Source organism: Streptomyces sp. NPDC039424, assembly GCF_055639495.1.
On the sequence record NZ_JBVKAI010000003.1, the window covers coordinates 588,720 to 614,533 of the forward strand.

Here is a 25,814-nt window from a genome sequence, read left to right on the forward strand (position 1 = left end):
CTAAGGTGCGGTACATGAGCGATCACGCCGTGCTGCACGTGAAGGGCCGGATCCTCGTCGGTCCGGACGAGGTCCGGGACGAGCTGTGGGTGGTCGGCGGGCGGATCTCGTACGACCGCCCCGTCGGCGCCCGCGAGGTGACGACCGTCGAGGGGTGGGCGCTGCCCGGCCTGGTCGACGCCCACTGCCACGTCGGCCTGGGCCCGCACGGTCCGGTCGACAAGGACGTCGCCGAGCAGCAGGCGCTGACCGACCGGGGGGCGGGCACCCTGCTGATCCGGGACGCGGGCTCGCCCTCCGACACCCACTGGACCGACGACCGCCCCGACCTCCCGAAGATCATCCGGGCCGGCCGGCACATCGCCCGCACCCGCCGCTACATCCGCGACTTCGCCCACGAGATCGAACCGGACGACCTCGTCGCCTACGTCGCCCAGGAGGCCCGGCGCGGCGACGGCTGGGTGAAACTCGTCGGCGACTGGATCGACCGCGACCTCGGCGACCTGTCCGCCTGCTGGCCCCGGGACGCCGTGGAGGCGGCCATCGGGGAGGCCCACCGCCTCGGCGCCCGCGTGACCGCCCACTGCTTCGCCGAGGACTCCCTGCGCGACCTGGTCGAGGCCGGCATCGACTGCATCGAACACGCGACGGGCCTGACGGAGGACCTGATCCCCCTGTTCGCCTCCCGGGGCGTCGCCGTCGTCCCCACCCTCGTCAACATCGCCACCTTCCCCAAGCTCGCCGACGGCGGCGAGTCCAGGTTCCCCCGCTGGTCCGCCCATATGCGCCGCCTCCACGAGCGCCGCTACGACACCGTCCGCGCCGCCTACGACGCCGGCATCCCCGTGTACGTCGGCACCGACGCCGGCGGCTCCCTGGCCCACGGCCTGGTCGCGGCCGAGGTCGCCGAACTGGTCACCGCCGGCATCCCACCCCTCGACGCCCTGTCCGCGACCAGCTGGCGAGCCCGCAAGTGGCTGGGCCGCCCCGGCCTCCAGGAGGGCGCACCGGCGGACCTGGTGGTGTACGAGGCGGACCCACGCGCGGACGTACGCGTCCTGGCGGCCCCGGGACGGGTGGTGCTGAACGGGCTGGTGGTCGAGTAGCGCCGAGGCGCCTCGGCCGGGGCGCCTGCCGGGGCAGCCCACAACGCGGTGGAGGAAAGTCTCCCCTGGGTGCAGGGGACGCAGTCCCCGCCGGGGTCCGGGGCGGAGCCCCGGGGGGCCACTTCTTGTCCTACCGAGTCGGGTGGGCGGGCGGGCGAAGCGGGGGCCAGGGGCGCAGCCCCGGTGATCACCTCAGCGCGGCGTCCAGCGCGCGCAGCAACCCGTCCGCCGTGCCCCGGTCCCGCACAGCGATCCGTACCCACTCCTCGCCCAGCCCGGGAAACGTGTCCCCCCGCCGCACCGCGTACCCGAGCTCCCGCAGCCGCCCCCGCACGCCGTCGGCCCCCGGCATGCGGACCAGGACGAACGGCCCCTCCGCAGGGGAGACCACCCGTACTCCCCGTCCCGCGAACGCGGACAGACCCGCCACCAGGTGGGCCCGGTCCGCCGCGACGCGGTGGGCCGCGTGGGCCGCCTCGGCCAGCGCGCGGGGGGCCACGCAGGCCCGTGCCGCCACGAGGGCGGGCGTGGAAACCGGCCACAGCGGCTGGGCCCGCTCCAGCTCCGCGATGATCTCCGGCGCGGCCAGGACGTAGCCGATCCGCAGCCCGGCGAGACCCCAGGTCTTGGTCAGGCTGCGCAGCACCACGAGCCCGGGTACGTCGGTCCGCCCGGCCAGCGCCTCCCGCTCGCCCGGCACCGCGTCCATGAACGCCTCGTCGACCACCAGCACCCGCCCGGGACGGGCGAGGGAGGCGATCGCCGCGGCCGGATGCAGCACCGAGGTGGGATTGGTCGGGTTGCCGATCACCACCAGGTCGGCATCCTCCGGCACCGCCCCCGGATCCAGCCGGAAGCCGTCCGCCTCCCGCAGCAGCACCCGGTCCACGGTGTGCCCGGCGTCGCGCAGGGCGGCCTCCGGCTCGGTGAACTGCGGATGCACCACCACCGGACGGCGCACCTTCAACGCCCGGGCGAGCAGCACGAACGCCTCCGCCGCGCCCGCCGTCAGCAGCACCCGCTCCGCCGGAACCCCGTGCCGAGCGGCCACCGCCGCCCGGGCATCCCGCCCGTCCGGGTAGGCCGCGAGGGAGTCCAGCGACCCGGCGATGTGCTCCCGCAGCCAGGCGGGCGGTGTGTCCGCGCGGACGTTGACCGCGAGGTCGACCAGCGCGGCCCCGTCGTCCCGGACCTCGGCGTCCCCGTGATGGCGCAGATCGTGCCCGCCCGTGGCGGTGTCCTCAGTGCGCATGGGTGTGTGCGTGCCCCCCGTGATGGTGGTGCCCGTGCCCGTGGTGGTGGTCGTCGTCGTCCGGGTGGAAGTGCGGCTGCTGCGGCATCCCCACCTTGTCCTCGAAGCCGGGCAGCGCGATGCGGTACACGCACGAGTCGCAGTTCATCCGCAGATCGCCCTTGACGGCCTCCTCGTACCGCTCCATCACCAGATCGAGCAGCTCCGGCTCGGGCCCGATGACATCGGCCGACCGCACCTCGACCTCCGGGTGCGCCGCCGCCCAGCCCTCGGTCTGCTGCCGCACCCGGTCCGGCAGGATGCCGGTGAAGAGGAAGTAGGGGAGTACGACGACGCGCCGCGCCCCGAGCTTCGCGCACCGGTCGAGCCCGCTCGGCACGTCCGGCGCCGCCAGCGACACGAACGCCGTCTCCACGCCCGCGTACCCGCGTCCCTCCCACAGCAGCCGGGCCGCCTTGTGCACCTCGGCGTTGGCGTCCGGGTCGGTCGAGCCGCGCCCGACGAGCAGCACGGTCACGTCGGCCCGGTCCGCGGGCTTGCGCGCGGAAGAGCCCAGCGCCTCGTCCAGCCGCCGCTCCAGCACGTTCAGCAGCGCCGGGTGCGGGCCGAGCGGACGGCCGTAGGTGTAGGTGATCCCGGGGTGCCGCTCCTTCTCGCGGGCCAGCGCGGCCGGGATGTCGCCCTTGGCGTGCCCGGCGGAGACCAGCATCAGCGGCACGGCGGCGAACCGGCGTACGCCCTTGTCCACCAGTTCGCTCACCGCGTCGCCCAGCGGCGGCGGGGACAGCTCGATGAAGCCGCCCGCGACGGGCAGTTCGGGGTGGCGGCGGCCCAGTTCCCGGACGAAGTCGCGGAACGCCTCGGCTCCGGCGTCGTCCCGGGTGCCATGGCCGGCGATGAGCAGGGCGGGCGGCGGGGTGGTCACGGCTTCTCCTCAGCGGAAACGGGGTGGTACAGCAGGGCGTTGAGCGCGGCGGCGGCGACCGCCGAACCGCCCTTCTCGGACACGTTGCTCACGGCGGGCAGCCCGCTCTCGCGCAACGCGGCCTTGGACTCGGCCGCGCCTACGAAACCGACGGGCAGACCGATGACGAGCGCGGGATCGGCATTCAGCGTCAGCAGCTCCTCCAGGGCGGTCGGCGCACAGCCGATCACCCACAGGGCTCCAGGGCCGACCTCCTCGTAGGCCAGCCGGATCGCATGGGCGGACCGCGTCAGTCCCGGCCCGGCCGCGGCGTCCTTGAGGCGGCAGACGGTCTCCCGCCGGGTGATCCCGGCCGCGACCATCTCGACGTCCACGACCACCGGCGCCCCGGCGTGCAGCGCGGCGTGCGCCTTGACCAGCGCGCCCTCGTCCATGACCAGGTCGCTCGCGTACTCCAGGTCGGCGGCGGAGTGGATGACTCGCTCCACCACCGCCCGGGTCAGCTCCGGGAAGTGCGAGGTGTCCAGCCGGGCGCGCAGCCGCCGGAAGGACTCCTGCTCGATCGGATGAACCACACGATTCACCTGGTCTCCTCCTGCCAGCGGTAGCCGCGCGGCGTCACCATGCGGCCCGCGATCTCACGGGTCGCCGTGTTGCCCACGGTGACGACCGTCATCATGTCGACCGTCGCCGGATCCAGCGCGGCCAGGGTGGTCAGCCGGCTGGACTCGTCCGGCCGGGAGGCGTTGCGCACGACACCGACGGGCGTCGTGGGCTCCCGGTGTCCGGCGAGGATGGCGAGCGCCTTCGGCAGCTGCCAGTCGCGGCCCCGGGAGCGCGGGTTGTAGAAGGTCACCACGATGTCCGCCTCGGCCGCGGCCCGTACCCGCCGCTCGATGACCTCCCACGGCGTGTGCAGGTCGGACAGGCTGATCGACACATGGTCGTGGCCGAGCGGCGCGCCCAGGATCGCCCCGGCCGCCAGTGCCGCCGTGACGCCGGGCACCCCGACCACCTCGATGTCGTCGGACGCCTCGGCGAGCGCCGGGGACGCCATCGCGTACACGCCCGCGTCACCGCTGCCGATCAGCGCGACCGCGTGCCCCGCGCGGGCCTCGGCGACCGCCGTGCGCGCCCGCTCCTCCTCCGCGCCCAGTCCGGACTCCAGGATCCGGGTGCCGGGCCGCAGCAGGTCGCGGATCTGGTCGACGTACTGGTCGAGCCCGACCAGCACGGACGCCCGCCGCAGCTCCGCCTCGGCGCGCGGGGTGAGCAGGTCGCGGGCGCCGGGCCCGAGCCCGACCACCGCGAGCCGCCCCCGCGCCGGCCGCCGTACGACGGCACAGGTCGCCATCGCCGGGGTCGCGGCCGACTTCCGCTTGGGGACGAGGAGTTCACCGCCGCCCACGAGAGCCGCGGCCTCGGCGACGGACGGGGTGCCGACGGCGGCGAGCGGGGCGTCGGATGGGTTGGGCACCTCGACGCCCGCCAGCTCCTCGGCGGAGTGGGTGACCAGGGGCACGCCGAGGTGCCGGGCGGCCTCCACGATGCCGGGCTCCGCCGCCTTGGCGTCGACGGTGGCGAGCTCGGCGACGGACCGCGCCGAGAGACCGGCGTCCCGCAGCGCCCCCTCGATCAGCTCCAGCACCTCCGCCACGGGTGCGCCCCTGGACGCGCCGACCCCGACGACCAGGGACGGCGGGCGCAGCAGCACCTCGCGCTCGCCCGCCTCGACGGCCCGGTCGGTCAGCCGGATGGTGTACGCCCCCTGCTCCGCCGTCGGCAGGGCGGGCAGCGGCCACGCCAACTCGGCTTCCAGGGCGACCGGTTCACCGTCCAGCAGTGCCCGCGAGACCGCCGCGACCGACCCCTCCGCCGGGAATCCGAGCGTGTCGAGGCCGGCCAGCCCGACGGAGTCCGTCGCGGTCGTCACCACCGGCTCGGCGCCCAGTACGGCGCCGACCTCGCGGGCGAGTTCGTTGGCGCCGCCGCCGTGCCCGCCGACCAGCGACACCGCGAACCGTCCGCCCTCGTCGACGCACACCACGCCGGGGTCGGCCGTCTTGTCGCCGAGCAGCGGCGCGACCAGCCGGACCACCGCCCCCGTGGCCAGGAAGCACACCAGCTGCTCGCACTCCGCGAACGCCCGCCGTACGGCGTCCCCGACGGCACCCTCGTACACCCGCGTGCGGTCCGGCCACGCCGCGGCCAGCCGGTCCCGCGCCGCCGCCCCCGCCGCGGTGGCGGAAATGAGGCCGATCACTGAGCAACTCCTTCTGTATGTGCCCGAGGCCTGACGCCCCACAGCAGGAAAACGGGGTTCGTCGCCGCGAGCCGGGTCACATCACCCGGCAGCGGCGCGAGACGGGACGACTGCAGCAGCACGCCGTCGCAGGAGAACCCGGCGGCGACGAGCGCCTCGCGGGCGGCCGGTACGCGGTCCAGGGCGGCCATGGCGACGATGACCGTCCGCCGGGCGCGCCGCGCGCACGCGGTCACGATGGCGGGCAGCTCGGCGCCCCCGCCGCCGACGAACACGGCGTCGGGATCGTCGAGTCCCATCAGCGCGTCCGGCGCCGTGCCGTGCACGACGCGCACGTCCACGCCGTGCGCGACGGCGTTGGCGCGGACCCGCTCGACCCCGTCCGCGGTCTTCTCCACGGCGACGGCGGCGGCGCCCAGCCGCGCGCACTCCACGGCCACCGACCCGGAGCCCGCGCCTACGTCCCAGACCAGGTCGCCCGGGCGCGGCCCGAGCCGGGCCAGGGCCAGCGCCCGCACCTCGAACTTGGTGATCATCGAGTCCCGGTGGGCGAAGTCGGCCTCGTCCAGGGCCCATCCCGCGGGCGGCGCGGGCATCCCCGCCACCGTCCGTACGCCGCCGAGCGCGCGCCCCTCGTCCAGGCACAGCACCACGCTCACCGCCGTACCCCAGTCCCGGGAGGCGGCCTCGGCGGGGGAGACCCGCTCGACGCGCTCGCGCTCCGGATCGCCCAGGGCGGAGGCGACGACGAGGACACGGTCGTACGACACGAGCGCGGCCCCCAGTTCGGCGGGCCCGGCGCCCGGCCCGGTCAGCACGGCGACCTTGGGCCGCGCCCGGCAGAGGTTGACCGCAGTCCGCGGGTCACGCCCGTGCGCGCTGACCACGACCGCGTCGTCCCAGGGCAGCCCGAGCCGCGCGAACGCGCTGGCCACGGACGACACCCCGGGCCGCACGTCCAGCCGCCCGGCCCCGAACCGTTCGGCCAGCGCCCGCACGATCCCGAAGAACCCAGGGTCCCCCGAGGCCAGCACCACGACAGGCCGGTCCTTGACGACGTACTCCTCCATGGCGTCGAGCGCCGGCCCGAGCGGCCCGAGGACGATCCGCCCGGCCCGCTCCGGCAGCGGCACGGCGTCCAGGTGCCGCCGCCCGCCCACCACCAGCTCGGCCCCGGCGAGGACGTCCGCGGGCACCGGCGCCCCGGTGCCCGTGCCGACGACCGTGATCACGTGCTCGCACCCCGCTCGCGCAGGGCCCGGCGGGCCTGGGGGTCGGCCTTGCGGTAGCCGTGGAAGTGACCGGGGTGGTAGAGGTGCGAGCGGGTGCCCTGCGCGTCGAGGGCCGGGCCGACCAGGAACAGGGTGTGCTTCCAGAGCTTGTGCTCCTTGACGGTCTCCTCCAGCGTGCTGATCGTGCACCTCACGATCAGCTCCTCCGGCCAGGTCGCCTGGTACGCGACGACCACCGGCGTGCTCGTCGGGTAGCCGCCCTCCAGCAGCTCCCGCACCAGCTGGCCGCTGCGCGCGGCGGACAGGAAGATCGCCATGGTGGTGCCGTGGCGCGCGAACTCGCGCACCTCCTCGCCGGGCGGCATCGGCGTCTTGCCGCCACCGAGCCGGGTGAGGACGACGGACTGCGCGACCTCGGGGATGGTCAGCTCCCGCCCGGCCAGGGCGGCCACCGCGGAGAAGGCGGAGACACCGGGCACCACCTCGGTCGCGATGCCGATCCGCGCACAGCGGTCGAGCTGCTCCTGCGTTCCGCCCCACAAGGCCGGGTCGCCGGAGTGGATGCGGGCCACCTTCAGGCCCTCCCGGTGGGCCCGCTCGTACACGGCGACGACGTCCTCCAGGGACATGGTGGCCGAGTCCAGGATCTCCGCGTCCTCCCGGGCGTGTTCGAGGACCTCCGCCTGGACCAGGCTGGCCGCCCAGATCACCACGTCCGCCTCGGCGATGGCGCGCGCGGCACGGAACGTCAACAGGTCGGCGGCGCCGGGGCCGGCACCGACGAAGGTCACCTTGCCGGTGGGGGCATCGGCCATGAGAATCTGTCCTCTCCTACAAGTCCTACGAGCAAGTCCTGTGTGCACGGCGGCTACGGCCGCACGTGCGTGAGCGCGGGTCGATCGGATAGCAACGGCACATGGCGGTCTTCGTCGCGCTCGGCGCGTTCCTGATGACGCTGGCGGGCGGCTGGACGGCACAGCGTGTGACCGACCGCCGCCACCTGGTCCTCGGCCTGGCAGGCGGCCTGATGCTGGGCGTGGTCGGCCTCGACCTGCTGCCGGAGGCGCTGCACGCGGCCGGCCGCGAGGTGTTCGGCGTACCGGCGGCCCTGCTGCTGTTCGTGACCGGTTTCCTGCTGGCCCACCTGGTGGAACGCTCGCTGGCCGCACGGCAGGCCGCGCACGGCGGCGCCGAGAACCACCACCACCGCGCGCCCGAGGTGGGCCTGACGGCCGCCGCCGCGATGGTCGGCCACAGCGCCATGGACGGTGTGGCGATCGGCGCCGCCTTCCAGGTGGGCGGCGGCATGGGCACGGCGGTCGCGCTCGCCGTCATCGCCCACGACTTCGCGGACGGCTTCAACACCTTCACCATCACGAGCCTGTACGGCAACGCGCGCCGCAAGGCCGTGGCGATGCTGGTCGCCGACGCGTGCGCGCCCGTGCTGGGCGCCGCCTCGACCGCCTTCCTCACCATCCCGGAGACGCTCCTCGGCGCCTACCTCGGCCTCTTCGGCGGCGCGCTGCTCTACCTGGCCGCCGCGGAGATCCTGCCCGAGGCCCATCACGAACACCCCGCCCACTCCACCCTGCTGTGCACGGTGGCCGGAGTGGCGTTCATCTGGCTCGTGGTGGGCCTCTCCGGCTGACCGCGCCGGCGGGATCACAGCTTGCCGCCCCGCCCGCCGTCGCGCCGCGCGGGCGCGATCAGCGTCGAGAGGTACGGCAGCGGACCCCCCTCGAGCTCGGCGGCCGGCCGGATGAACTCCTCCGCCAGCCCCAGCGCCGACCCCCACACGGCGTCCCCGAGCCGCCCGGTCTCCCGCAGCGCCTCAGCGACCTCCGCCGCCTGCCGCCCGAACTTGTACGCGACCACCGTCCCGGGCCCGTCGAGCGCCTCCTTGAGCACCGCCGAACCCGCGGTGACCGGCACCAGCGTCAGCGGCTCGGTCCCTTCCGTCAGCACGGCACCCGACCGCGCCGCCAGATCCTGCATCGCGGTGATCCCGGGCACGGTCTCCACGACGACCCCCGGCACCAGCTCCGCGATCGTCTGCGCCAGATACGTGAACGTCGAGTACACGTTGGGGTCCCCGATGGTCGCGAACGCCACCGAGCCATGCCCCCGCAGCAACTCGGCGACCCGCTCCCCGGCCGCGTCCCAGGCCGCCTCCCGGCGCGCCCGGTCGGTCCGCTCGTTCAGCGCGAACACCACCCGGACGACCTTCTCTTCCGGCACGTAGTGCAGCACGGTCGCCTCCGCCCGCCCCCGCTCGCCGCCGTCCTTTCCGTCGGACGCGGCCATCACGGGTACGACCACGACATCGGCCGCGCGCAGGGCGTTGACCCCCTTGACGGTCACCAGCTCCGGATCACCGGGACCCACCCCGACTCCGACCAGTCTGCTGCTCATGACGTCCGGCACCTCTCCACGAACCGACGGGCCACACCGGGCACGGACGCCCAGTGCGTGTGCAGATAACTCGCGTGCACGCCCTGCTGTACGAAACCTTCGACACGCCTGCGCGGGGCGCGCACCCCCCATGCGGGCGCCTCCCCGGCGCCGGGCTCCACCACCGTCCGGTGGAACTCGTGCCCCCGCATCCGGGTACCGGCCACGGCGAGCACACTGTCGCCGACGGCCACGGCGTCCCGGTAGCCGAGGGTCAGCCGCTCGCCCATCCGCGCGGTGGCGTCCAGCACCCCGCACATCGGCTGCCCGTCGAGCTCGCGGCAGAGATAGAGCAGCCCGGCGCACTCGGCGGCGACCGGAGCACCGGTCTCCGCGAGCGCCGCGACGGCCTTGCGGAGGGGTTCGTTGGCGGACAGCTCCGAGGCGTAGACCTCCGGGAAACCGCCGCCGATCACCAAGCCCGCCGTGCCGTCCGGGAGCCGCTCGTCCCGCAGGGGGTCGAAGGGGACGACGTCGGCACCGGCGGCGGTGAGAAGCTCGGCATGCTCGGCGTACGAGAAGGTGAAGGCGGGGCCACCGGCGATGGCAACCTTCACCCGTGCGCCCTCCAGCGGCGGCGGGGGCGCCGCGTCCATCAGCGGCTCCGCCGCGGGCGCCAGAGCCTCAGCCGCATCCCAAGCCGCGCACGACAACGCCCCCGCACCACGCGCCAGCGCGACCAACGCCTCCAGATCACACCCGCCGGAGACCTGCGCGGCCATGGCGGCAACGGCCTCCGCCGCCGAAGCCCGCCGCTCGGCGACCGGCACCAGCCCCAGATGCCGCGACGGCGTCTCCACCTGCGCCACCCGCCGCAGCACCCCCAACACGGGCACCCCGGCCGAGTCCAGCGCCTCCCGCAGCAACTCCTCGTGCCGGTCCGACGCCACCTTGTTCAGGATCACGCCCCCGACCCGCACCTCCGGATCCCAGGAGGCGAACCCGTGCACCAGCGCCGCCACGGACCGCGACTGCGACGACGCGTCCACGACCAGCACCACCGGCGCCCGCAGCAGCTTCGCCACCTGCGCGGTGGACGCCAGTTCACCCTCCCCGGCGGCCCCGTCGTACATGCCCATCACGCCCTCGACGACGGCGATGTCGCACCCGCGCGCCCCGTGCAGGAACAGCGGCCCGACCAGCTCGGGCCCGCACAGGTACGCGTCGAGGTTGCGCCCCGCCCGCCCGGTGGCGAGCGCGTGATACCCGGGGTCGATGTAGTCGGGCCCGACCTTGTGCGGGGAGACGGCGAGCCCCCGCCCGGTCAGCGCGGCCATCAGCCCCGTGGCGACGGTGGTCTTGCCGCTGCCGGACGACGGCGCGGCGATGACCAGCCGGGGCACGGACGAGGACATCACCACTCGATGCCCCTCTGCCCCTTCTGCCCGGCGTCCATGGGGTGCTTGACCTTGGACATGTCGGTGACGAGGTCGGCGAGGTCGACGAGCTTCCCGGGCGCGTTACGCCCGGTGATCACGACATGCTGGGTCCCGGGCCGGTCCCGCAGCACCTCCACGACCTCGTCCGTGTCGACCCACCCCCAGTGCATGGGGTAGGCGAACTCGTCGAGCACGTACAGCTTGTACGTCTCCGCGGCCAGGTCCCGCTTGACCTGCTCCCAGCCCTCGCGGGCCTTCTCCTCGTTGTCCATCTGGTCGTCGCGCTGGACCCAGGACCAGCCCTCGCCCATCTTGTGCCAGTCGACGCTCCCGCCCTCCCCGGAGGCACCGAGCACGCGCAGCGCGTTCTCCTCGCCGACCTTCCACTTCGCCGACTTGACGAACTGGAACACCCCGATCGGCCACCCCTGGTTCCAGGCGCGCAGCGCGAGCCCGAAGGCGGCGGTCGACTTGCCCTTGCCGATCCCGGTGTGCACGACGACCAGCGGCCGGTTGCGCCGCTGACGGGTCGTCAGTCCGTCGTCCGGTACGACACTCGGCTGTCCCTGCGGCATTACGCGGCCCTCCTCGAAGTCCCCTGCACATCCCTGACCAGCCCGGCGATCGAGTCCGCCCGCAACTCGTCGAGCGTCACCGCCGTACCGCCGAGCTCACCCGCGAGCTGTCCGGCGAGCCCCAGCCGCACGGGCCCCGACTCGCAGTCCACGACCACGCAGGCGGTCCCCTCGGCGGCGAACAGCCGGGCCGCACGCCCGGCCAGCGCGACCGGCTCCGGGCCACCGGTGGCCCGCCCGTCCGTCACCACCACGACCAGCGCCCGCCGCGCCGGATCCCTGAGCCGCTCCACGCGCAGCACCTCGTGCGCCTTCAGCAGCCCCGCGGCCAGCGGCGTCCGGCCGCCGGTCGGCAGCGACTCCAGCCGGGCCGCCGCCGCGTCCACGGAGGAGGTCGGCGGCAGGGCGACCTGCGCGTCCTTCCCCCGGAAGGTCACCAGTCCCACCTTGTCCCGCCGCTGGTAGGCGTCGAGGAGCAGCGACAGCACCGCCCCCTTCACGGCGCTCATCCGCTGCCGGGCCGCCATCGACCCGGAGGCGTCCACCACGAACAGCACGAGGTTCCCCTCGCGGCCCTCCCGGGTGGCCTGCCGCAGATCGTCCCGCCGCACCACCAGCCCCGGCCCCGACCGACCGCGCGCCCGCTGGTGCGGGGCGGCGGCCTGTACGGTCGCCGCCAGATGCAGCTTGGTCAGCGTGCCCCTCGGGCGGCGGGCGCCGGTCGTCCGCCCGTGCTCGGTCCGCGCCCGGGAGCGCCGGCCGGCGGCGCCCTCGCCGAGGCCGGGGACGCTCAGCACCTTGGCGCGGAAGGGCTCGGCGGCCCGCACGGGCGCCTGCTCACCCGCCCCGGCACCGGAAGCCTGCGGCTCCCCGCCCTCACCGGCCTCCGGGCGCGCGCCGGTGTCACCGCCCTGCGGGTCGCCGTCACCCTGCGGGGGCTGCCCGCCGCCACCGCCACCGGGGCCGTCCGGGTCCGGGTCCGGGTCCTCGTCGTCGGGGGAGTCGCCGAACTGCTCCAGCGTCTCGTCGAGTCTGTCCTCGTCGAGACCGGGCGCGTCGAAGGGATTGCGCCGCCTGCGGTGCGGCAGCGCGAGCAGCGCCGCCTGCCGGACGTCCTCGGCGAGCACATCGGTCCGCCCGGCCCAGGCGGCCAGCGCGGTCGCGGTACGGGCCATCACGATGTCGGCGCGCATGCCGTCCACCTCGAAGGCCGCGCAGGTCGCCGCGATCTGCCGCAGCGCCCCGTCGCCCAGCCGCACCGACGGCAGCAGCTCCCGCGCCGCCACGATCCGCGCCCGTACGGCGGCCTCCTCGTCCGCCCACCGGGCGGCGAAGGCGGCCGGATCGTCGTCGTACGCCAGCCGCCGCCGCACGACCTCCACCCGCTGCTCCGGCTCCCGCGAGGCCGCGACCTCCACGGTCAGCCCGAACCGGTCGAGAAGCTGGGGCCTGAGCTCGCCCTCTTCGGGGTTCATGGTGCCGACGAGCAGGAACTTCGCCGCGTGCCGGACGGAGACGCCCTCGCGCTCGACGTAGGAGGCGCCCATCGCGGCAGCGTCCAGCAGCAGGTCGACCAGGTGGTCGTGCAGCAGGTTGACCTCGTCGACGTACAGGATCCCCCGGTGCGCGTCGGCGAGCAGCCCGGGCTCGAAGGCCTTCACGCCCTCCGCCAGAGCCCGCTCGATGTCGAGCGCGCCGACCAGCCGGTCCTCGGAGGCGCCGACGGGCAGCTCGACCATCCGCGCCGGACGCGACCCGGACGCCCCCGGCTCGTGCGGCCCGTCCGGGCAGGCGGGGTCGGGTGAGCCGGGGTCGCAGGAGAACCGGCACCCGGAGACGACGTCCACCTCGGGCATGAGCGCCGACAGCGCGCGCACCGCCGTCGACTTGGCCGTGCCCTTCTCGCCGCGCACCAGCACACCGCCCACCGCCGGGGACACGGCGTTCAGCAGCAGCGCGAGCCGCAGGTCGTCCTGGCCGACGACGGCCGTGAACGGAAACGGGGTAGTCACTTCTCGTCGCCCTCCAAGTCGCCTTCCAGCTCCAGGTAGGTGGCCCGCAGCCGCTCCAGCGTGTCCGCGTCCGGCTCCGCCCACAGCCCCCGGTCGGCGGCCTCCAGGAGCCGTTCCGTGATCCCGCGCAGCGCCCACGGGTTGGACTTCTTCATGAAGTCCCGGTTCTCGGCGTCGAAGACGTACTCCGCGCTGAGCTTCTCGTACATCCAGTCGTCGACCACGCCGGCCGTGGCGTCGTAGCCGAAGAGGTAGTCGACGGTCGCCGCCATCTCGAAGGCGCCCTTGTAGCCGTGCCGGCGCATCGCCGCCATCCAGCGCGGGTTGACCACGCGGGCGCGGAAGACGCGATGGGTCTCCTCGCCGAGCGTGCGGGTCTTCACCTGGTCCGGCACGGCGGAGTCGCCCACGTACGCCTCGGGGGAGGCCCCCGTCAGATGCCGCACCATGGCGACCATGCCGCCGTGGTACTGGAAGTAGTCGTCGGCGTCGACGAGGTCGTGCTCGCGGGTGTCGACGTTCTTCGCGGCGACGGCGATCCGCTTGAACGCCGTCTCCATGTCCCCGCGCGCCGCCCGCCCGTCCAGCCCCCGCCCGTAGGCGTAGCCGCCCCACACCGCGTACACCTCGGCGAGGTCGGCGTCCGAGCGCCAGTTGCGGGCGTCGATCAGCGGCAGCAGACCGGCGCCGTACGCCCCCGGCTTCGAGCCGAAGATACGGGCGGTCGCGCGCCGCCGGTCGCCGTGCTCGGCGGTGTCCTCGTCGGCGTGCGCCCGTACGTAGTTGGACTCGGCCGGTTCGTCCAGTTCGGCCACCGCCCGTACCGCGTCGTCGATCAGCCCGACGACGTGCGGGAACGCGTCCCGGAAGAAGCCGGAGATGCGGACCGTGACGTCGACGCGGGGACGGCCCAGCTCGGCGAGCGGCACGATCTCGAAGCCGGTCACCCGGCGCGAGGCGTCGTCCCAGACGGGACGGCAGCCCAGCAGGGCGAGGATCTCCGCGATGTCGTCGCCCTGGGTGCGCATGGCGGAGGTGCCCCAGACCGTCAGGCCGACGGACTTGGGGTACTCGCCGGTGTCCTGGAGGTACCGCTGGACGAGGGAGTCCGCCAGCGACTGACCGACCTCCCAGCTCAGCCTCGACGGAATGGCCTTGGGATCCACCGAGTAGAAGTTCCGGCCGGTCGGCAGCACGTTGACCAGCCCGCGCGTCGGCGAGCCGGACGGGCCCGCCGGGACGTAACCGCCGTCGAGGGCCCGCAGGATGTGGCCGATCTCGTCGGTGGTCTTCGCGAGCCGCGGCACGACCTCGGTGCAGGCGAACTCCAGCACGGCCACCGCGTCCGGGAGTTCGGTGCCCAGGACGTCACGGACGAGAGGCGCGGCGGCCGTCACGTCCCACGCCCGGGACTCCATGCCCTCCGCGACCTGGCGGCACAGCTGCTCCAGCAGGTCGATCGCGTCGGCCGCGGTCCGCGCCGGGCCCTCCACCAGCTCCGTCAGCTCCACCGGCAGCTTCACCGGCGCACCCGGTTCGGCCAGCAGCTCCTTCTCCACCAGCCCGAAGTGCGCGGCGAGCGAGGCCCGCAGGCCCGGCAGCGCGTTCGCCTTGCCGCCCCACACCTGCGAGGCGCGCAACACGGCGAGCACCAGGTTCACCCGCGGCTCGCCGACCGGGCCGCCGCCCAGGATGTGCAGACCGTCGCGGATCTGCACGTCCTTGATCTCGCACAGATAGCCGTCGATGTGCATGACGAACTCGTCGAAGTCGTCGTCGCCGGGCTGTTCGTCGACGTGCAGGTCGTGGTGGAGCTCGGCCGCCTTCACCAGCGTCCAGATCTGCGCGCGTACGGCCGGCGCCTTGGTCGGGTCCAGGTCGGAGACGAGCGCGTACTCGTCGAGCAGCTGCTCCAGCTTGGCCAGGTCGCCGTAGGTGTCGGCACGGGCCATCGGCGGCACGAGGTGGTCGACGACCGTGGCGTGCCCGCGCCGCTTGGCCTGGGTGCCCTCGCCGGGGTCGTTGACGATGAAGGGGTAGATCAGGGGGAGGTCGCCCAGGACGGCGTCCGGGGCGCAGCCCCCGCTCAGTCCGAGGCCCTTGCCCGGCAGCCACTCCATGGTGCCGTGCTTGCCCATGTGCACGATCGCGTCGGCGCCGAAACTGTTCTCCAGCCAGCGGTAGGCGGCCATGTAGTGGTGCGACGGGGGCATGTCGGGGTCGTGGTAGATCGCGATCGGGTTCTCCCCGAAGCCGCGCGGCGGCTGGATCATCACCACGACGTTCCCGAACCGGAGGGAGGCGAGCACGATGTCGTCGCCGTCCACGTACAGGCTGCCCGGCGGCTCGCCCCACGCCTCCAGCATGCCGTCCCGCAGCTCGGGGTCGAGCTTGTCGAACCACGCCCGGTAGTCGGCGAGAGGGACGCGCGCGGGCGCGGCGGCCAGCTGCTCCTCGGTGAGCCACTCCACGTCGTGGCCGCCGGCCGCGATGAGCCGGTGGATCAGCTCGTCGCCGTTGTCCGGGTACCCCTCGACCACGTACCCGGCGGCACGCAGCGCGTCCAGCACCCGCACCGCCGACGCGGGCGTGTCCAGGCCGACCGCGTTGCCGACCCGCGAGTGCTTGGTGGGATAGGCGGTGAAGACCAGCGCGAGCTTCTTCTCGGCGTTCGGCCGGTGCTTCAGACGCGCGTGCCGTACGGCGATCCCGGCGACCCGCGCGGCCCGCTCGGGGTCGGCGACGTACACGGGTACGTCGTCCGGCCCCTGCTCCTTGAACGAGAACGGCACGGTGATGAGGCGGCCGTCGAACTCCGGGATGGCGACCTGCATCGCCGCGTCCATGGGGGAGAGCGCGGCGTCGGACTCGTCCCACGCGCTCTTCGACGAGGTCAGGCACAGGCCCTGCAGCACGGGGACGTCGAGGTCGGCCAGCGCCCCGATGTCCCAGGCCTCCTCGTCACCGCCGGCCGAGGCCTGCGAGGCGTGCGTGCCGCCCGCGGCCAGCACGGTGGCGACGAGTGTGTCGGCCTGCCCGAGGATCTCGTACAGCCCGGCGTCGGCGCCGCGCAGCGAACCGCAGTACACGGGCAGGGCGTTGGCGCCGTGCGCCTCGATGGCGTCGCACAGGGTGTCCACGAAGGCGGTGTTGCCGCTGAGTTCGTGCGCCCGGTAGAAGAGCACGCCGACCGTCGGACGGCCCTCGGCACGGGCACGCTCCCCGTGCACACCGAACTCGGGCATCTTCTGCGGTTCGACGAACCCCTCACCGGTCAGCAGCACGGTGTCGGACAGGAACCGGGCCAGCTCGGTCAGGTTGGCCGGGCCGCCCTCGACGAGATACCGAAGGGCCTCCGCCACGACACCGGCGGGCACGGACGACTCGGCCATCAACTCCGCGTCGGGCACGGCCTCCCCGCCGAGCAGGACGGTGGGGATCCCGGACGCCTTCAGCGCGGCCAGCCCGTCCTCCCAGGCACGCTTGCCGCCGAGCAGTCGTACGACGGCGACGTCGGAGCCGTCGAGAAGTCCGGGAAGCTCCTCCGCGACGTCCACCCGGGTCGGGTTGCCGATCCGGTAGGAGGCGCCGGAGGCCCGCGCCGCCAGCAGATCGGTGTCGGCGGTGGACAACAACAACACTGTGCTCATGCGGGCGCTCCCGGTGGAATGAAGGGCAGTCCTTGCGGCGCGCCCGACTCGATGAGCCGCCGGAGCGCGTCCGTGTCCGCGTGCTGTTCGATCAGGTCGCCGAGCCGGTCGAGCTGCTCCTCGCGCAGCGCGGCGAACGACGTGTCGGGGGCGGGTACGAAGCGGCGGCCCGCGGCGGCCGCCACCTCGCGCAGGAAGGCACGCCGGAAGCCGTCCGACTCCAGCGAGCCGTGCCAGTGCGTGCCCCAGGTCTGGCCGACCCGGCAGCCGTCGAGGCTGTTTCCCTCGTCATCGCAGATGAACGTGTCACCCCCGTCGATCCGGGCGACCCCGTGATGGATCTCGTACCCCTCGACGCGTTCGCCGAGGGCTTCGCCGACGGGCCGGGTGAGGGTCTTCTCGTGGGCGAACCGCACGCGGACGGGAAGGAGTCCGAGTCCTGGCACCTGACCGGCGCGCGACTCGACCTCGTCCTCGATGTGCTCGCCGAGGATCTGGAAGCCGCCGCAGACGCCGAGGGTCGGCCGCCCCTCGGCGGCCCTTCTGACGAGCGCGTCCGCCAGCCCGCGCTTCCGCAGCCACTCCAGCGCCCGGACCGTGCCCCGGGTTCCCGGGATCACCACGAGGTCGGCGTCGGCCAGTTCCTCGGGCCGGTCCACGAACCGCACCACGACGCCCGGTTCGGCGGCCAGCGCGTCCACGTCGGTGAAGTTGGACATCAGCGGAATCGCGCAGACGGCGACCCGCAGGACGTCCTCGCCGACCGGCGGGGCGACGTTCGACTCGCGGACCGTCCCCCGCAGGGACACCCGCAGTCCGTCCTCCTCGTCGATGCCGAGCCCGTGCCGGAACGGCAGGACGCCGTACGTCCGCCGCCCGGTGAGCCCGTGCAGCATGTCGAGCCCCGGCTCCAGCAGCGAGACGTCCCCCCGGAACTTGTTGACGAGGAACCCGGCGACCAGTTCCTGGTCCTCCCGCGACAGCAGGGCGACGGTCCCGAAGAAGGAGGCGAAGACGCCCCCGCGGTCGATGTCGCCCACGACGAGCACGGGAAGCCGGGCGTTGCGCGCGATCCCCATGTTCACGATGTCGGTCCGCCGCAGATTGATCTCGGCGGGCGAACCGGCCCCCTCACAGATCACCGCGTCATACGTGCCCCGCAACTCGGCGAGACAGTCGAGCACGGTTCCCAGCAGCCGCTGCTGCCGCCCGCCGTGGTAGCCGCGCGCGCTCAGCTCGCCCACCGGCTTGCCCAGGAGCACCACCTGGCTGCTCTGCTCACCGCCGGGCTTGAGGAGGACGGGGTTCATCAGCGCGGTCGGCTCCACGCGGCACGCCTGCGCCTGCATGGCCTGCGCCCGCCCGATCTCCGCGCCCTCGCGCGTCACGAACGAGTTGAGCGACATGTTCTGCGCCTTGAAGGGCGCGACCTTGACTCCCTGCCGCACCAGCCAGCGGCAGATCCCGGCCGTCACGACGCTCTTGCCGGCGTCGGAGGTGGTGCCGGCGACGAGCAGCCCGCCGTTCATGACCTACGTCCCTTCGTGACGGTGCGCGCGGCGACGCAGACACCGAGCGCGAGCAGGCCGACACGCCGGGAGAGCCGTACGGCCCGCTCGATGTCGGGAGTGGCGACGGCGCGCCCCGCGCCGCCGTTGAGCACGGGCCGGTGCTCGACCCGCCCCGCGTACGACAGCGTCCCGCCCAGCCGCACTCCCAGTGCGCCCGCGAACGCGGCCTCCACGGGCCCGGCGTTGGGGCTCGGATGCTTGGCCGCGTCGGCCCGCCAGGCCCGTACGGCACCCCGGGGGTCGCCGCCGGCCACGGCGGCCAGCGCCGCGGTCAGCCGGGCTCCCGGCCAGCCCGCGAGGTCGTCGAGCCGGGCCGAGGCCCACCCGTAGCGCCGGTACCTGGGCGACTTGTGGCCGACCATGGCGTCGAGGGTGTTGGCGGCCCGGAACCCGAGCAGTCCGGGCACCCCGGCCACGGCCCCCCACACCAGGGCTCCCACCACCGCGTCGGAGGTGTTCTCGGCGACGGACTCGACGACGGCCCGGGCGATCCCGTCGGCGTCGAGCGCCTGCGGATCCCGTCCGCACAGGTGCGGCAGCCGCGCCCGGGCGGCCTCGACGTCCCCCGCCTCCAGCGCCCGCCCGATGCGCCGGGCCTCCCGCGCGAGGGAGGTCCCGCCCACGACGGCCCAGGTGGCGGCGGCGGTCAGGGCGACGGAGGCGGTACGGGAGGGACGTACGGCGGATGCGGCGAGCGCCCCCAGCGACACGGCGCCGCCCACGCAGACCGCGGTGTGCAGCGCGCCCCATCCCCGGTGGTCCCGCCACAGCACCCGCTCCACGGCGCCCGCGGCCCGCCCGAACACGGCGACCGGATGCCCGTGGCGGGGATCGCCGAGCAGGTGGTCGCCGAGGAGGCCGGTGGCGGCGCCGTACGCGAAGACGCGATCGGCACGCATCGGCTCAGCCGGCCGTGGGGTCGGGCAGCGATCCGGTGCGGTACCTCGAACGGCAGGCGAGCATGGCGATATGTCCTCACTCAGGGTGTCCGCGCCCTGGTTCGACGAGACCGGCGGTGAGAGTTCCTGGCTCCCGGGGCTTCCTACCCCGGTGACAGTGGCGGGACCGCGCCGGATTCGCACCGGCTTCCTCTCCTGCCGCCGTAGATGGCCCCGGCAGTCCACCACGGCCCCGGAAGGGCCGTCAACTCGCTGTTGACCTGCGACGGGACAGTGTGCTGAGGCCCACACCGAACGCCAAAAGGCTCCTCCCCGCAGAGCGGGGAGGAGCCTTGCGGGCCTCGGTCAGGCCTTGGCCATGATCAGGTAGATGCCGTACACCACCGCCGCGGCGCAGGCCGCGAAGCACAGGTACGCGCCGGTGACGGCGAGCGCGGCCGAGTCGCCTTGCGCGGCGGCGCGTTCGCGGCGGGACAGACCCGTGATGCCGAGGGTGAAGAGGGCCACCATGCCGACGGTGACCGCGAGGCTGACACCGAAGACGGAGCCGAGGGCCGCCCAGTCGATCTTCATATCGGAGCTGCTTTCTTGTTGACCGGGTCTCGGTGTCAGACGGCCGCGGCCGGCGGGGTCGCCGGGTCGGCGGTGGCGACGGGCGCCGCGGGGGACGGGATGGTGGCCGTCAGGTCCTCGGTCACGGTGCCCGTGGGGGGAGGGGTGACCACGGCGATCGCGGTGGTCACCACGCCGGGGGGTTCCTCGATCTCGTTGACGTTGCCCGCGTCGACGACCTCGCGGCGGGAGATCTTCCAGATCGCGGCGCTGGAGGCCACCAGGAAGACCGCCACCAGCGCGGTGCCCCAGTCACCGAGGTCCGTCACGCTCTCGGCGAGCGCGCCGACCAGGGCGGCGGCCGGAAGCGTGAGCCCCCAGGCGACGAACATGCGGGTCGCCGTGGACCAGCGGACCACGCCGCCCTTGCGGCCCAGACCGGCGCCCATCACGGAGCCGGAGACCGAGTGCGTGGTGGAGAGGGAGAAGCCCAGGTGGGAGGAGGCCAGGATGACCGTCGCGGCGCTGGTCTGGGCGGCGAAGCCCTGCTGCGGCTGGAGGTCGGTCAGGCCCTTGCCCATGGTGCGGATGATGCGCCAGCCGCCGAGGAAGGTGCCGGCCGCGATGGCCACGCCCGCGGAGAGGATGACCCAGGTGGGAGGGTTGGAGCCCGGGGCTATGGAGCCGCCGGCGATCAGGGCCAGGGTGATGATGCCCATGGTCTTCTGCGCGTCGTTCGTGCCGTGCGCGAGGGAGACCAGGCCGGCCGAGGCGATCTGGCCGGCGCGGTAGCCCTTGCGGGCGGCCTCGCCGTCGGCGTTCTTGCCGATCGCGTAGGAGAACCGGGTGGCGACCATCGCCGCCAGGCCCGCGACCACCGGGGCCGCGACGGCCGGGAGCAGCACCTTGGTGACGAGCGCGTCGCCGTGGACGGCGCCCGTGCCGGCCGAGGCGATGGTGGCGCCGATCAGGCCGCCCATGAGGGCGTGGGAGGAGCTGGAGGGCAGTCCCACCAGCCAGGTCAGCAGGTTCCAGAGGATCGCGCCGACCAGGGCGGCGAAGATGACCTCGGGACGGATGCCGGTCTCGTCGACGAGACCCTTGGAGATCGTGTTGGCGACCTCCACGGAGAGGAAGGCGCCTACAAGGTTCAGCGCGGCGGACATGGCCACCGCGACCTTGGGCTTGAGCGCACCGGTCGAGATGGTGGTGGCCATCGCGTTGGCGGTGTCGTGGAAACCGTTCGTGAAATCGAACGCGAGTGCGGTTACCACCACAATCGCGAGGATCAGCGAGAAGCTTTCCATTTACCCAGGCAATCGTTCGAGCGTCATTGGCTGGTTGAACGTAGGCAACCTGGGTGAACGGAAGGTGAACTGGGATGGGCATCATGGTGTCAGAAGGGGGGAATGGCCGTTCCGTTTCGGCTCGTCGCCGCGGAACGGCCCGGACGCCCCTTGGTCAGCTGCCCCGGGCGAACGACTTCAGCCTGGCGGGGGAGCCGTTGAAGAGATTTTGGTCACCCGGCAGGCCGCCGCTGTTGTCGTACTGCCAGAAGGTCCAGGACGACCATCCGGCGGGCAGCGTCCCCGGATCCCCCGAGTGGCGGGCGATCCACAGCGCGTGGTCGGCGGCGAAGGCGTGGCTGCCGCCGGTGCAGGTGTTCCACCAGTGGGTGGTGGTGTAGATCACCGGACGGCGGCCGGTCTCCCGCCTCACCTCGTCGCTGAAGGCCTGGATCCAGCCCACCATGCTCGGCCGGCTCAGTCCGTAGCACTCGCGCTTCTTGTCGTACGGGTTGTATTCGATGTCCAGCGCGGGCGGCAGGGTCCAGCCGTCCGCGCTCCAGGCGCCGCCGTGGCGCACGAAGTACGCGGCCTGCACGGCGCCCGGCGACTCGTTGGGCAGGGCGAAGTGGTACGCGCCGCGGACCAGGCCGGCGTCGCGCGAGCCTTCGTACTGCTGGGTGAAGTAGGGATTGCGGTAGTCGGTCGACTCGGTCGCCTTGATGTAGACGAACCTGGCGCCCTTCGCCTTCGCGACCTGCCAGTCGACGGTCTTCTGGTGGGACGAGACGTCATGTCCCCTCGGCAGGCTCGCCGCCGAGGCCTGGACCCCGGCGAGGGCCGTCGCTCCGACGGCGAGGACGGCCGCGGCCGCGACGAGCGGGCGGACACGGTGACGGGACGGTGATGTGTGATCACGGGCCATGGATCCCCCGGAATGGCAACGTGCACGACAAAACGTGCAGACGATAACGGAAGATCATTAGATGACAGATGATCTCCGGCCAATCACTGAAAGAGGGGGATTTATGGCGTTATGCGCTCTTTCGGAGGAATGGATTCCGGCCTAACCTGCCCCCACGTGACGCCGTGTCAGGGAACCCGCTGGCAGGATCACCGCCATGGCTGAAGAGAGCAGAGGCGTGCGCGAGCGGGAGTCGCGAGCCTGGGAGGCGCTGGTCGCGACGGCCCGCAGGACGGTGGCCGACCAACTCGTCGTCGGCACCTCGGGCAACGTGTCGGTGCGTGTCGGCGACACCGTGCTGGTCACACCGTCGGGCGTGCCCTACGACCGGCTGACGCCGCACGACGTCACCGGCGTCGACCTCACCGGACGGCAGGTGCTCGGCACGCTGGTCCCCACCAGCGAGCTGCCCATGCACCTCGCCGTGTACCGCACCACCGACGCCCACGCCGTCGTCCACACCCACGCCGTGCACGCCACGGCCGTGTCCACCCTCGTGGCCGAACTGCCGGCGGTCCACTACATGTCCGGCGCGCTCGGCGGTCCCGTCCGGGTCGCCCCCTACGCGACGTACGGCACCGAGGAGTTGGCCGAGAACATGCTCCGCGCCCTCGCCGACCGCTCCGGGTGCCTCCTCCAGAACCACGGCACGATCACCCACGGCGCCACCCTCGACCAGGCCTACGACCGCGCCGCCCAGCTGGAATGGATGTGCCGTCTGTGGCTGACGGCGTCCTCGGTGCCCGGCCTGACGCCGTCCCTGCTGACCCCGGAGCAACTGGCGGCGGCGGGGGAGAAGCTGAGCGGGTACGGACAGCGGAGGTGACGGCCGGCGGCGCGCACACCGTCCCGGCGCCGCCCCGGGGATTGAAAGGCGCCTCCCGCTGGAACCCGGGAGGACATGTCACCTCGATCTCTCCTCCCGCTGGCCGGTGAACGGCTCCGCCGGGACACTGGATCCGTGCGCACCGTCACAGCGGCGGCCTCGGCCGTCACCGCGGTCCTGGCGGCCGGCGTGGCCGGTGTGGCCGCCGGCCGGATCGCCAGCGACGCCACGCTCAAGGCGGCCCCCGGCCGGCCCCTGCCCACCGAGCCCCGGCTCACCGTGCACGCCGCGACCGCGGACCGGATCACCCTCACCCGCGACCTGGCATCGCTGCGCCCCGGCACCTACGGCCTGGCCGGTGAGAACGCGCACGCCGTGGTCGGCCCCGTCCTGGAGGCCGCCGCACCCACCCCCGACGCCGTCGTACGCCGCCTGGAACGCGTCACCCACGGCACGCTCGAACCCGGCGACCGGGTCTGGCTCACCCCCGGCCTGCATGTCGGCGAGCCGGGCACCGCCCTCGGCCTCGACCACACCGACGTCGAAGTCCCCGGCGAACTCGGCCACCTGCCCGCCTGGTTCGTGCCCGGCGCACGGGACACCTGGGTGATCACCGTGCACGGACTGGGCACCACGCGCGAGCACCCGATGAACGTCATGGCGTTCCTGCACGGCAGGCGCCTGCCCGTGCTCGACCTCGCCTACCGCGGCGACCCCGGCGCCCCCCGCCCGCCGGACGGCCTGCACCACCTAGGCGAGACCGAGTGGCGCGACCTGGACGCGGCCATCCGCCACGCCCTCCGCCACGGAGCCCGGCGCGTCGTCCTCCACGGCTGGTCCACCGGCGCCGCCATGGCCCTGCGCGCCGCCGCGCGCTCCGCCGTGCGCGACCGGATCGCCGGTCTCGTACTGGACTCACCGGTGCTCAACTGGGAGGCCACCGTGCGCGCCCTGGCCGCCGCCCGGCGCACGCCGGACTTCCTGCTGCCGCTCGCCGTGCGCGCCGCCCAGGGCCGCGCCGGCCTGCACCCCGACCACCTCGCCGACACCGCCGATCCGGCGGGGCTCACCGTGCCCACCCTCCTGATCCACGGACCCGACGACGCGGTGGCCCCCTGGGAGTTCTCCCGCCGCCTCGCCGCCAGGCGCGCCGACCGGGTCGCCCTGCACACCGTGCCGCAGGCCCCGCACGGGGCGATGTGGAACGCCGACCCGGCAGGATACGAGGAGGTGCTGCGCCGCTTCCTGACGCCGCTGATGTGACCCGACGGCGAGTCGGACGCCCCGGTTCCAGCCGTTCCGTTTAAGGCCGTACCACTGGCCTGAACATCGCTCCCCAGCCCCCGCGGGACCACGTCCGCCCGCCGCCCCCGCGGCCCCCGGTGACATTCCGTTTGGGTTTTCGGACCGTCAACCGGAAGACTGCACCCGTGACGTCCCGTATCCCGCGCGACTCCAGGCTCCGACTCGTCCGACCGCGACCCCTGGCCGCCGCCCCCCGAGCGATGAACCAGCGGCGCTCGCGCCGCCCAGCACCGCGCCCGCCGGAGGGCACGCCCGCCCCCGCCGAGCTGGCGCGAATGGCGCGAATCCGCCTGGCCGACGCGGCCCGCGTCGCCCACTGGGCCGACGCCGCCCTCGGCCCCGGCCGCGACGGCGCCACCACCGACGGCAAGGCCACCCTCTCCGCGTCGACCGCCGAACGGGCCGCCGCCGACCTGGGCCTGACCGCGGCTCAGATCCGTGCCGACTGGGACACCGCCCGCCTCGCCGGGCTCGTCGAGGTGCACGGCGACAGCGCGCGCCCCGGCTGGCGGCTGCGCGCCTGGGACCGCGACGACAGCGCCGTCCTGCGCGGCTGGGTGGCCCTCTTCGACGCCTGGTCGCTCGCCTACCCCGAGCCCGCGGACCCCGAGCCCGCCGCCGTCGCCGAGGTCGTCTCGGCCATGCCCCAGGTGCTCTCCTTCCTCCAGCTGTCCGCCGGCCCCGTCCCGGTCGAGCAGCTCCTCGACCTGCTCCAGCAGCGGGTCACCGAACTGCGCACCGAGCGCTGCGAGGTCACCTACGAGCCCGATCCCGCGGCCCCCACCAGCGCCGCGCCCGCTGCCGGCACCGACCCGGCGGAACCCGCGCCCGACCTCGCCCCCCTGCTCGACTGGGCGCTGCACGCCCTCGCCTCTGTCGGCGCCCTCACCTACGGCGACGGCCAGGCCACGCTCACCCCGCTGGGCAGCTGGGCGGTCTGGGTCAAGCTGGAGCAGATCTGCGTGGCCGCGCAGAGCCCCGCCGGGAACATCGAGCAGGGCGCCGAGGACATGCTGCGCGGCTGCGCCCAACTCCGTCCCAACGCGGCCCGCGCCGAGTACCGCGCCTGGCTCGCCGCCCGCCCCGTCGGCAGCGCCGTCACCCAGCTCATCGACGCCGCCCGAGGCGAGGACGCCCTGCTGCGCGGCCTCGCCTTCGAGGCGCTGCGCGTCGTCGGCGCCCCCGCCGAGCCCGATGTGCACGCCGTCGTCGACGAGCCGACGCTCCGGCCCTACGCCCTGCTGTGGCTCGCCGAGCACGACGGCGCCGACCCGGAGGACGCCCACGAGGTCCTCACCCGGCAGGAGGCCACCTGGCTGTGGGTGGACACCGCCGCCGCCGTCGCCGACCACGGCGAGGCGCCGATGCTGGTACGGCACCTGGAGTCCGCGGTGCAGCCCACCGTCCCCCAGCTGCTGGACGAGGTCCGCGCGGTCGGCCACCCGCGCACCGTGCAGGTCCTGGTCGCGCTCGCCGCCGCGCACCCCGACCCGGCGCTGGCCAAGGCGGTCCGCCGGGCCGCCTTCCAGGTGCACACCGGGGGATAGGGCCCGCCCGGCCCGGTGG

General features: G+C 74.1%; 21 protein-coding genes and 1 riboswitch. Of the genes, 5 read left to right on the plus strand and 16 right to left on the minus strand.

Annotation, left to right across the window (positions count from 1 at the left end; all coding sequences use genetic code 11):
* Positions 1-14: 14 nt before the first annotated feature.
* Positions 15-1,106 (plus strand): amidohydrolase family protein, encoded by a 1,092-nt coding sequence (locus ACZ7L0_RS10945; RefSeq protein ID WP_471242116.1) that lies wholly within the window; start codon positions 15-17, stop codon positions 1,104-1,106.
* Between the two features lie 187 nt (positions 1,107-1,293).
* Here the strand turns inward: ACZ7L0_RS10945 and cobC are convergent, their stop codons facing one another.
* From cobC to cobM, 6 genes are read right to left on the minus strand one after another with little or no spacing between them, the layout of a single operon-like run.
* A complete protein-coding gene (cobC, locus tag ACZ7L0_RS10950; RefSeq protein WP_471242117.1) occupies positions 1,294-2,358 on the minus strand; it encodes an Rv2231c family pyridoxal phosphate-dependent protein CobC in 1,065 nt (354 codons plus the stop codon).
* Positions 2,348-3,283, minus strand: coding sequence for a sirohydrochlorin chelatase (locus ACZ7L0_RS10955; RefSeq protein WP_471242118.1), 936 nt, complete (start codon positions 3,281-3,283; stop codon positions 2,348-2,350). Before ACZ7L0_RS10955 ends, cobC begins: the two co-directional genes overlap by 11 nt.
* Entirely contained in the window at positions 3,280-3,867 is a 588-nt protein-coding gene (locus ACZ7L0_RS10960) for a precorrin-8X methylmutase (protein ID WP_471242119.1), read from the minus strand. The genes ACZ7L0_RS10955 and ACZ7L0_RS10960 overlap by 4 nt, the downstream gene beginning before the upstream one ends.
* Positions 3,864-5,546, minus strand: a complete 1,683-nt coding sequence (gene cobJ, locus ACZ7L0_RS10965; RefSeq protein WP_471242120.1) for a precorrin-3B C(17)-methyltransferase — start codon at positions 5,544-5,546, stop codon at positions 3,864-3,866. The genes ACZ7L0_RS10960 and cobJ overlap by 4 nt, the downstream gene beginning before the upstream one ends.
* Positions 5,543-6,778: a precorrin-6y C5,15-methyltransferase (decarboxylating) subunit CbiE gene (cbiE, locus tag ACZ7L0_RS10970; protein ID WP_471242121.1), complete on the minus strand. Its 1,236-nt coding sequence runs from the start codon at positions 6,776-6,778 to the stop codon at positions 5,543-5,545. The genes cobJ and cbiE overlap by 4 nt, the downstream gene beginning before the upstream one ends.
* Entirely contained in the window at positions 6,775-7,593 is an 819-nt protein-coding gene (gene cobM / locus ACZ7L0_RS10975; protein WP_471242122.1) for a precorrin-4 C(11)-methyltransferase, read from the minus strand. The genes cbiE and cobM overlap by 4 nt, the downstream gene beginning before the upstream one ends.
* Before the next feature lie 101 nt (positions 7,594-7,694).
* Here cobM and ACZ7L0_RS10980 point away from each other — a divergent pair, with 101 nt between their 5' ends.
* Positions 7,695-8,426 (plus strand): ZIP family metal transporter, encoded by a 732-nt coding sequence (locus ACZ7L0_RS10980; RefSeq protein WP_471242123.1) that lies wholly within the window; start codon positions 7,695-7,697, stop codon positions 8,424-8,426.
* Positions 8,427-8,440: 14 nt separating this feature from the next.
* On the opposite strand, the gene cobI is transcribed toward ACZ7L0_RS10980, so the two are convergent.
* The 10 genes from cobI to ACZ7L0_RS11030 form a co-directional block, all read right to left on the minus strand.
* The gene (gene cobI, locus ACZ7L0_RS10985) at positions 8,441-9,190 is read right to left on the minus strand and encodes a precorrin-2 C(20)-methyltransferase (protein ID WP_471242124.1); all 750 of its coding nucleotides are present in this window, start codon (positions 9,188-9,190) and stop codon (positions 8,441-8,443) included.
* The gene (locus ACZ7L0_RS10990) at positions 9,187-10,584 is read right to left on the minus strand and encodes a cobyrinate a,c-diamide synthase (RefSeq protein WP_471242125.1); all 1,398 of its coding nucleotides are present in this window, start codon (positions 10,582-10,584) and stop codon (positions 9,187-9,189) included. The genes cobI and ACZ7L0_RS10990 overlap by 4 nt, the downstream gene beginning before the upstream one ends.
* Positions 10,584-11,183, minus strand: coding sequence for a cob(I)yrinic acid a,c-diamide adenosyltransferase (gene cobO, locus ACZ7L0_RS10995; RefSeq protein ID WP_471242126.1), 600 nt, complete (start codon positions 11,181-11,183; stop codon positions 10,584-10,586). The genes ACZ7L0_RS10990 and cobO overlap by 1 nt, the downstream gene beginning before the upstream one ends.
* Positions 11,183-13,195: a putative cobaltochelatase gene (locus ACZ7L0_RS11000; RefSeq protein WP_471242127.1), complete on the minus strand. Its 2,013-nt coding sequence runs from the start codon at positions 13,193-13,195 to the stop codon at positions 11,183-11,185. The genes cobO and ACZ7L0_RS11000 overlap by 1 nt, the downstream gene beginning before the upstream one ends.
* Positions 13,192-16,845: a cobaltochelatase subunit CobN gene (cobN, locus tag ACZ7L0_RS11005; RefSeq protein ID WP_471242128.1), complete on the minus strand. Its 3,654-nt coding sequence runs from the start codon at positions 16,843-16,845 to the stop codon at positions 13,192-13,194. The genes ACZ7L0_RS11000 and cobN overlap by 4 nt, the downstream gene beginning before the upstream one ends.
* Complete coding sequence (locus ACZ7L0_RS11010) at positions 16,842-18,374, minus strand: cobyric acid synthase (protein WP_471242129.1); 1,533 nt, start codon at positions 18,372-18,374, stop codon at positions 16,842-16,844. The genes cobN and ACZ7L0_RS11010 overlap by 4 nt, the downstream gene beginning before the upstream one ends.
* Positions 18,371-19,315, minus strand: coding sequence for a cobalamin biosynthesis protein (locus tag ACZ7L0_RS11015; protein ID WP_471242130.1), 945 nt, complete (start codon positions 19,313-19,315; stop codon positions 18,371-18,373). Before ACZ7L0_RS11015 ends, ACZ7L0_RS11010 begins: the two co-directional genes overlap by 4 nt.
* Positions 19,316-19,416: 101 nt before the next feature.
* A riboswitch (cobalamin riboswitch) is annotated at positions 19,417-19,556 on the minus strand.
* 104 nt (positions 19,557-19,660) lie between these two features.
* A complete protein-coding gene (locus ACZ7L0_RS11020; protein ID WP_471242131.1) occupies positions 19,661-19,888 on the minus strand; it encodes a hypothetical protein in 228 nt (75 codons plus the stop codon).
* A 35-nt stretch (positions 19,889-19,923) separates the two neighbouring features.
* Positions 19,924-21,174, minus strand: a complete 1,251-nt coding sequence (locus ACZ7L0_RS11025; protein ID WP_471242132.1) for an inorganic phosphate transporter — start codon at positions 21,172-21,174, stop codon at positions 19,924-19,926.
* A gap of 154 nt (positions 21,175-21,328) precedes the next feature.
* On the minus strand, positions 21,329-22,078 hold the full coding sequence (locus ACZ7L0_RS11030) for a lysozyme (protein ID WP_471242133.1): 750 nt from the start codon (positions 22,076-22,078) through the stop codon (positions 21,329-21,331).
* A 196-nt stretch (positions 22,079-22,274) separates the two neighbouring features.
* Between ACZ7L0_RS11030 and ACZ7L0_RS11035 the strand changes: the two genes are divergently transcribed.
* The 3 genes from ACZ7L0_RS11035 to ACZ7L0_RS11045 all read left to right on the plus strand — a co-directional run bounded on the left by ACZ7L0_RS11035 (position 22,275) and on the right by ACZ7L0_RS11045 (position 25,795).
* Positions 22,275-22,943, plus strand: a complete 669-nt coding sequence (locus ACZ7L0_RS11035; RefSeq protein WP_471242134.1) for a class II aldolase/adducin family protein — start codon at positions 22,275-22,277, stop codon at positions 22,941-22,943.
* 135 nt (positions 22,944-23,078) lie between these two features.
* On the plus strand, positions 23,079-24,206 hold the full coding sequence (locus tag ACZ7L0_RS11040; RefSeq protein WP_471242135.1) for an alpha/beta hydrolase family protein: 1,128 nt from the start codon (positions 23,079-23,081) through the stop codon (positions 24,204-24,206).
* Positions 24,207-24,373: 167 nt separating this feature from the next.
* Positions 24,374-25,795: a hypothetical protein gene (locus tag ACZ7L0_RS11045; RefSeq protein WP_471242136.1), complete on the plus strand. Its 1,422-nt coding sequence runs from the start codon at positions 24,374-24,376 to the stop codon at positions 25,793-25,795.
* Positions 25,796-25,814: the final 19 nt, after the last annotated feature.

What these genes read in the sequence shown, in the direction of transcription:
- ACZ7L0_RS10945 (WP_471242116.1), top strand. Translation starts at nt 15, where the DNA reads ATGAGCGATCACGCCGTGCTGCACGTGAAGGGCCGGATCCTCGTCGGT.
- cobC (WP_471242117.1), bottom strand. Translation starts at nt 2,358, where the DNA reads ATGCGCACTGAGGACACCGCCACGGGCGGGCACGATCTGCGCCATCAC.
- cobM (WP_471242122.1), bottom strand. Translation starts at nt 7,593, where the DNA reads ATGGCCGATGCCCCCACCGGCAAGGTGACCTTCGTCGGTGCCGGCCCC.
- ACZ7L0_RS10980 (WP_471242123.1), top strand. Translation starts at nt 7,695, where the DNA reads ATGGCGGTCTTCGTCGCGCTCGGCGCGTTCCTGATGACGCTGGCGGGC.
- cobI (WP_471242124.1), bottom strand. Translation starts at nt 9,190, where the DNA reads ATGAGCAGCAGACTGGTCGGAGTCGGGGTGGGTCCCGGTGATCCGGAG.
- ACZ7L0_RS10990 (WP_471242125.1), bottom strand. Translation starts at nt 10,584, where the DNA reads ATGTCCTCGTCCGTGCCCCGGCTGGTCATCGCCGCGCCGTCGTCCGGC.
- cobO (WP_471242126.1), bottom strand. Translation starts at nt 11,183, where the DNA reads ATGCCGCAGGGACAGCCGAGTGTCGTACCGGACGACGGACTGACGACC.
- cobN (WP_471242128.1), bottom strand. Translation starts at nt 16,845, where the DNA reads ATGAGCACAGTGTTGTTGTTGTCCACCGCCGACACCGATCTGCTGGCG.
- ACZ7L0_RS11010 (WP_471242129.1), bottom strand. Translation starts at nt 18,374, where the DNA reads ATGAACGGCGGGCTGCTCGTCGCCGGCACCACCTCCGACGCCGGCAAG.
- ACZ7L0_RS11015 (WP_471242130.1), bottom strand. Translation starts at nt 19,315, where the DNA reads ATGCGTGCCGATCGCGTCTTCGCGTACGGCGCCGCCACCGGCCTCCTC.
- ACZ7L0_RS11020 (WP_471242131.1), bottom strand. Translation starts at nt 19,888, where the DNA reads ATGAAGATCGACTGGGCGGCCCTCGGCTCCGTCTTCGGTGTCAGCCTC.
- ACZ7L0_RS11025 (WP_471242132.1), bottom strand. Translation starts at nt 21,174, where the DNA reads ATGGAAAGCTTCTCGCTGATCCTCGCGATTGTGGTGGTAACCGCACTC.
- ACZ7L0_RS11030 (WP_471242133.1), bottom strand. Translation starts at nt 22,078, where the DNA reads ATGGCCCGTGATCACACATCACCGTCCCGTCACCGTGTCCGCCCGCTC.
- ACZ7L0_RS11035 (WP_471242134.1), top strand. Translation starts at nt 22,275, where the DNA reads ATGGCTGAAGAGAGCAGAGGCGTGCGCGAGCGGGAGTCGCGAGCCTGG.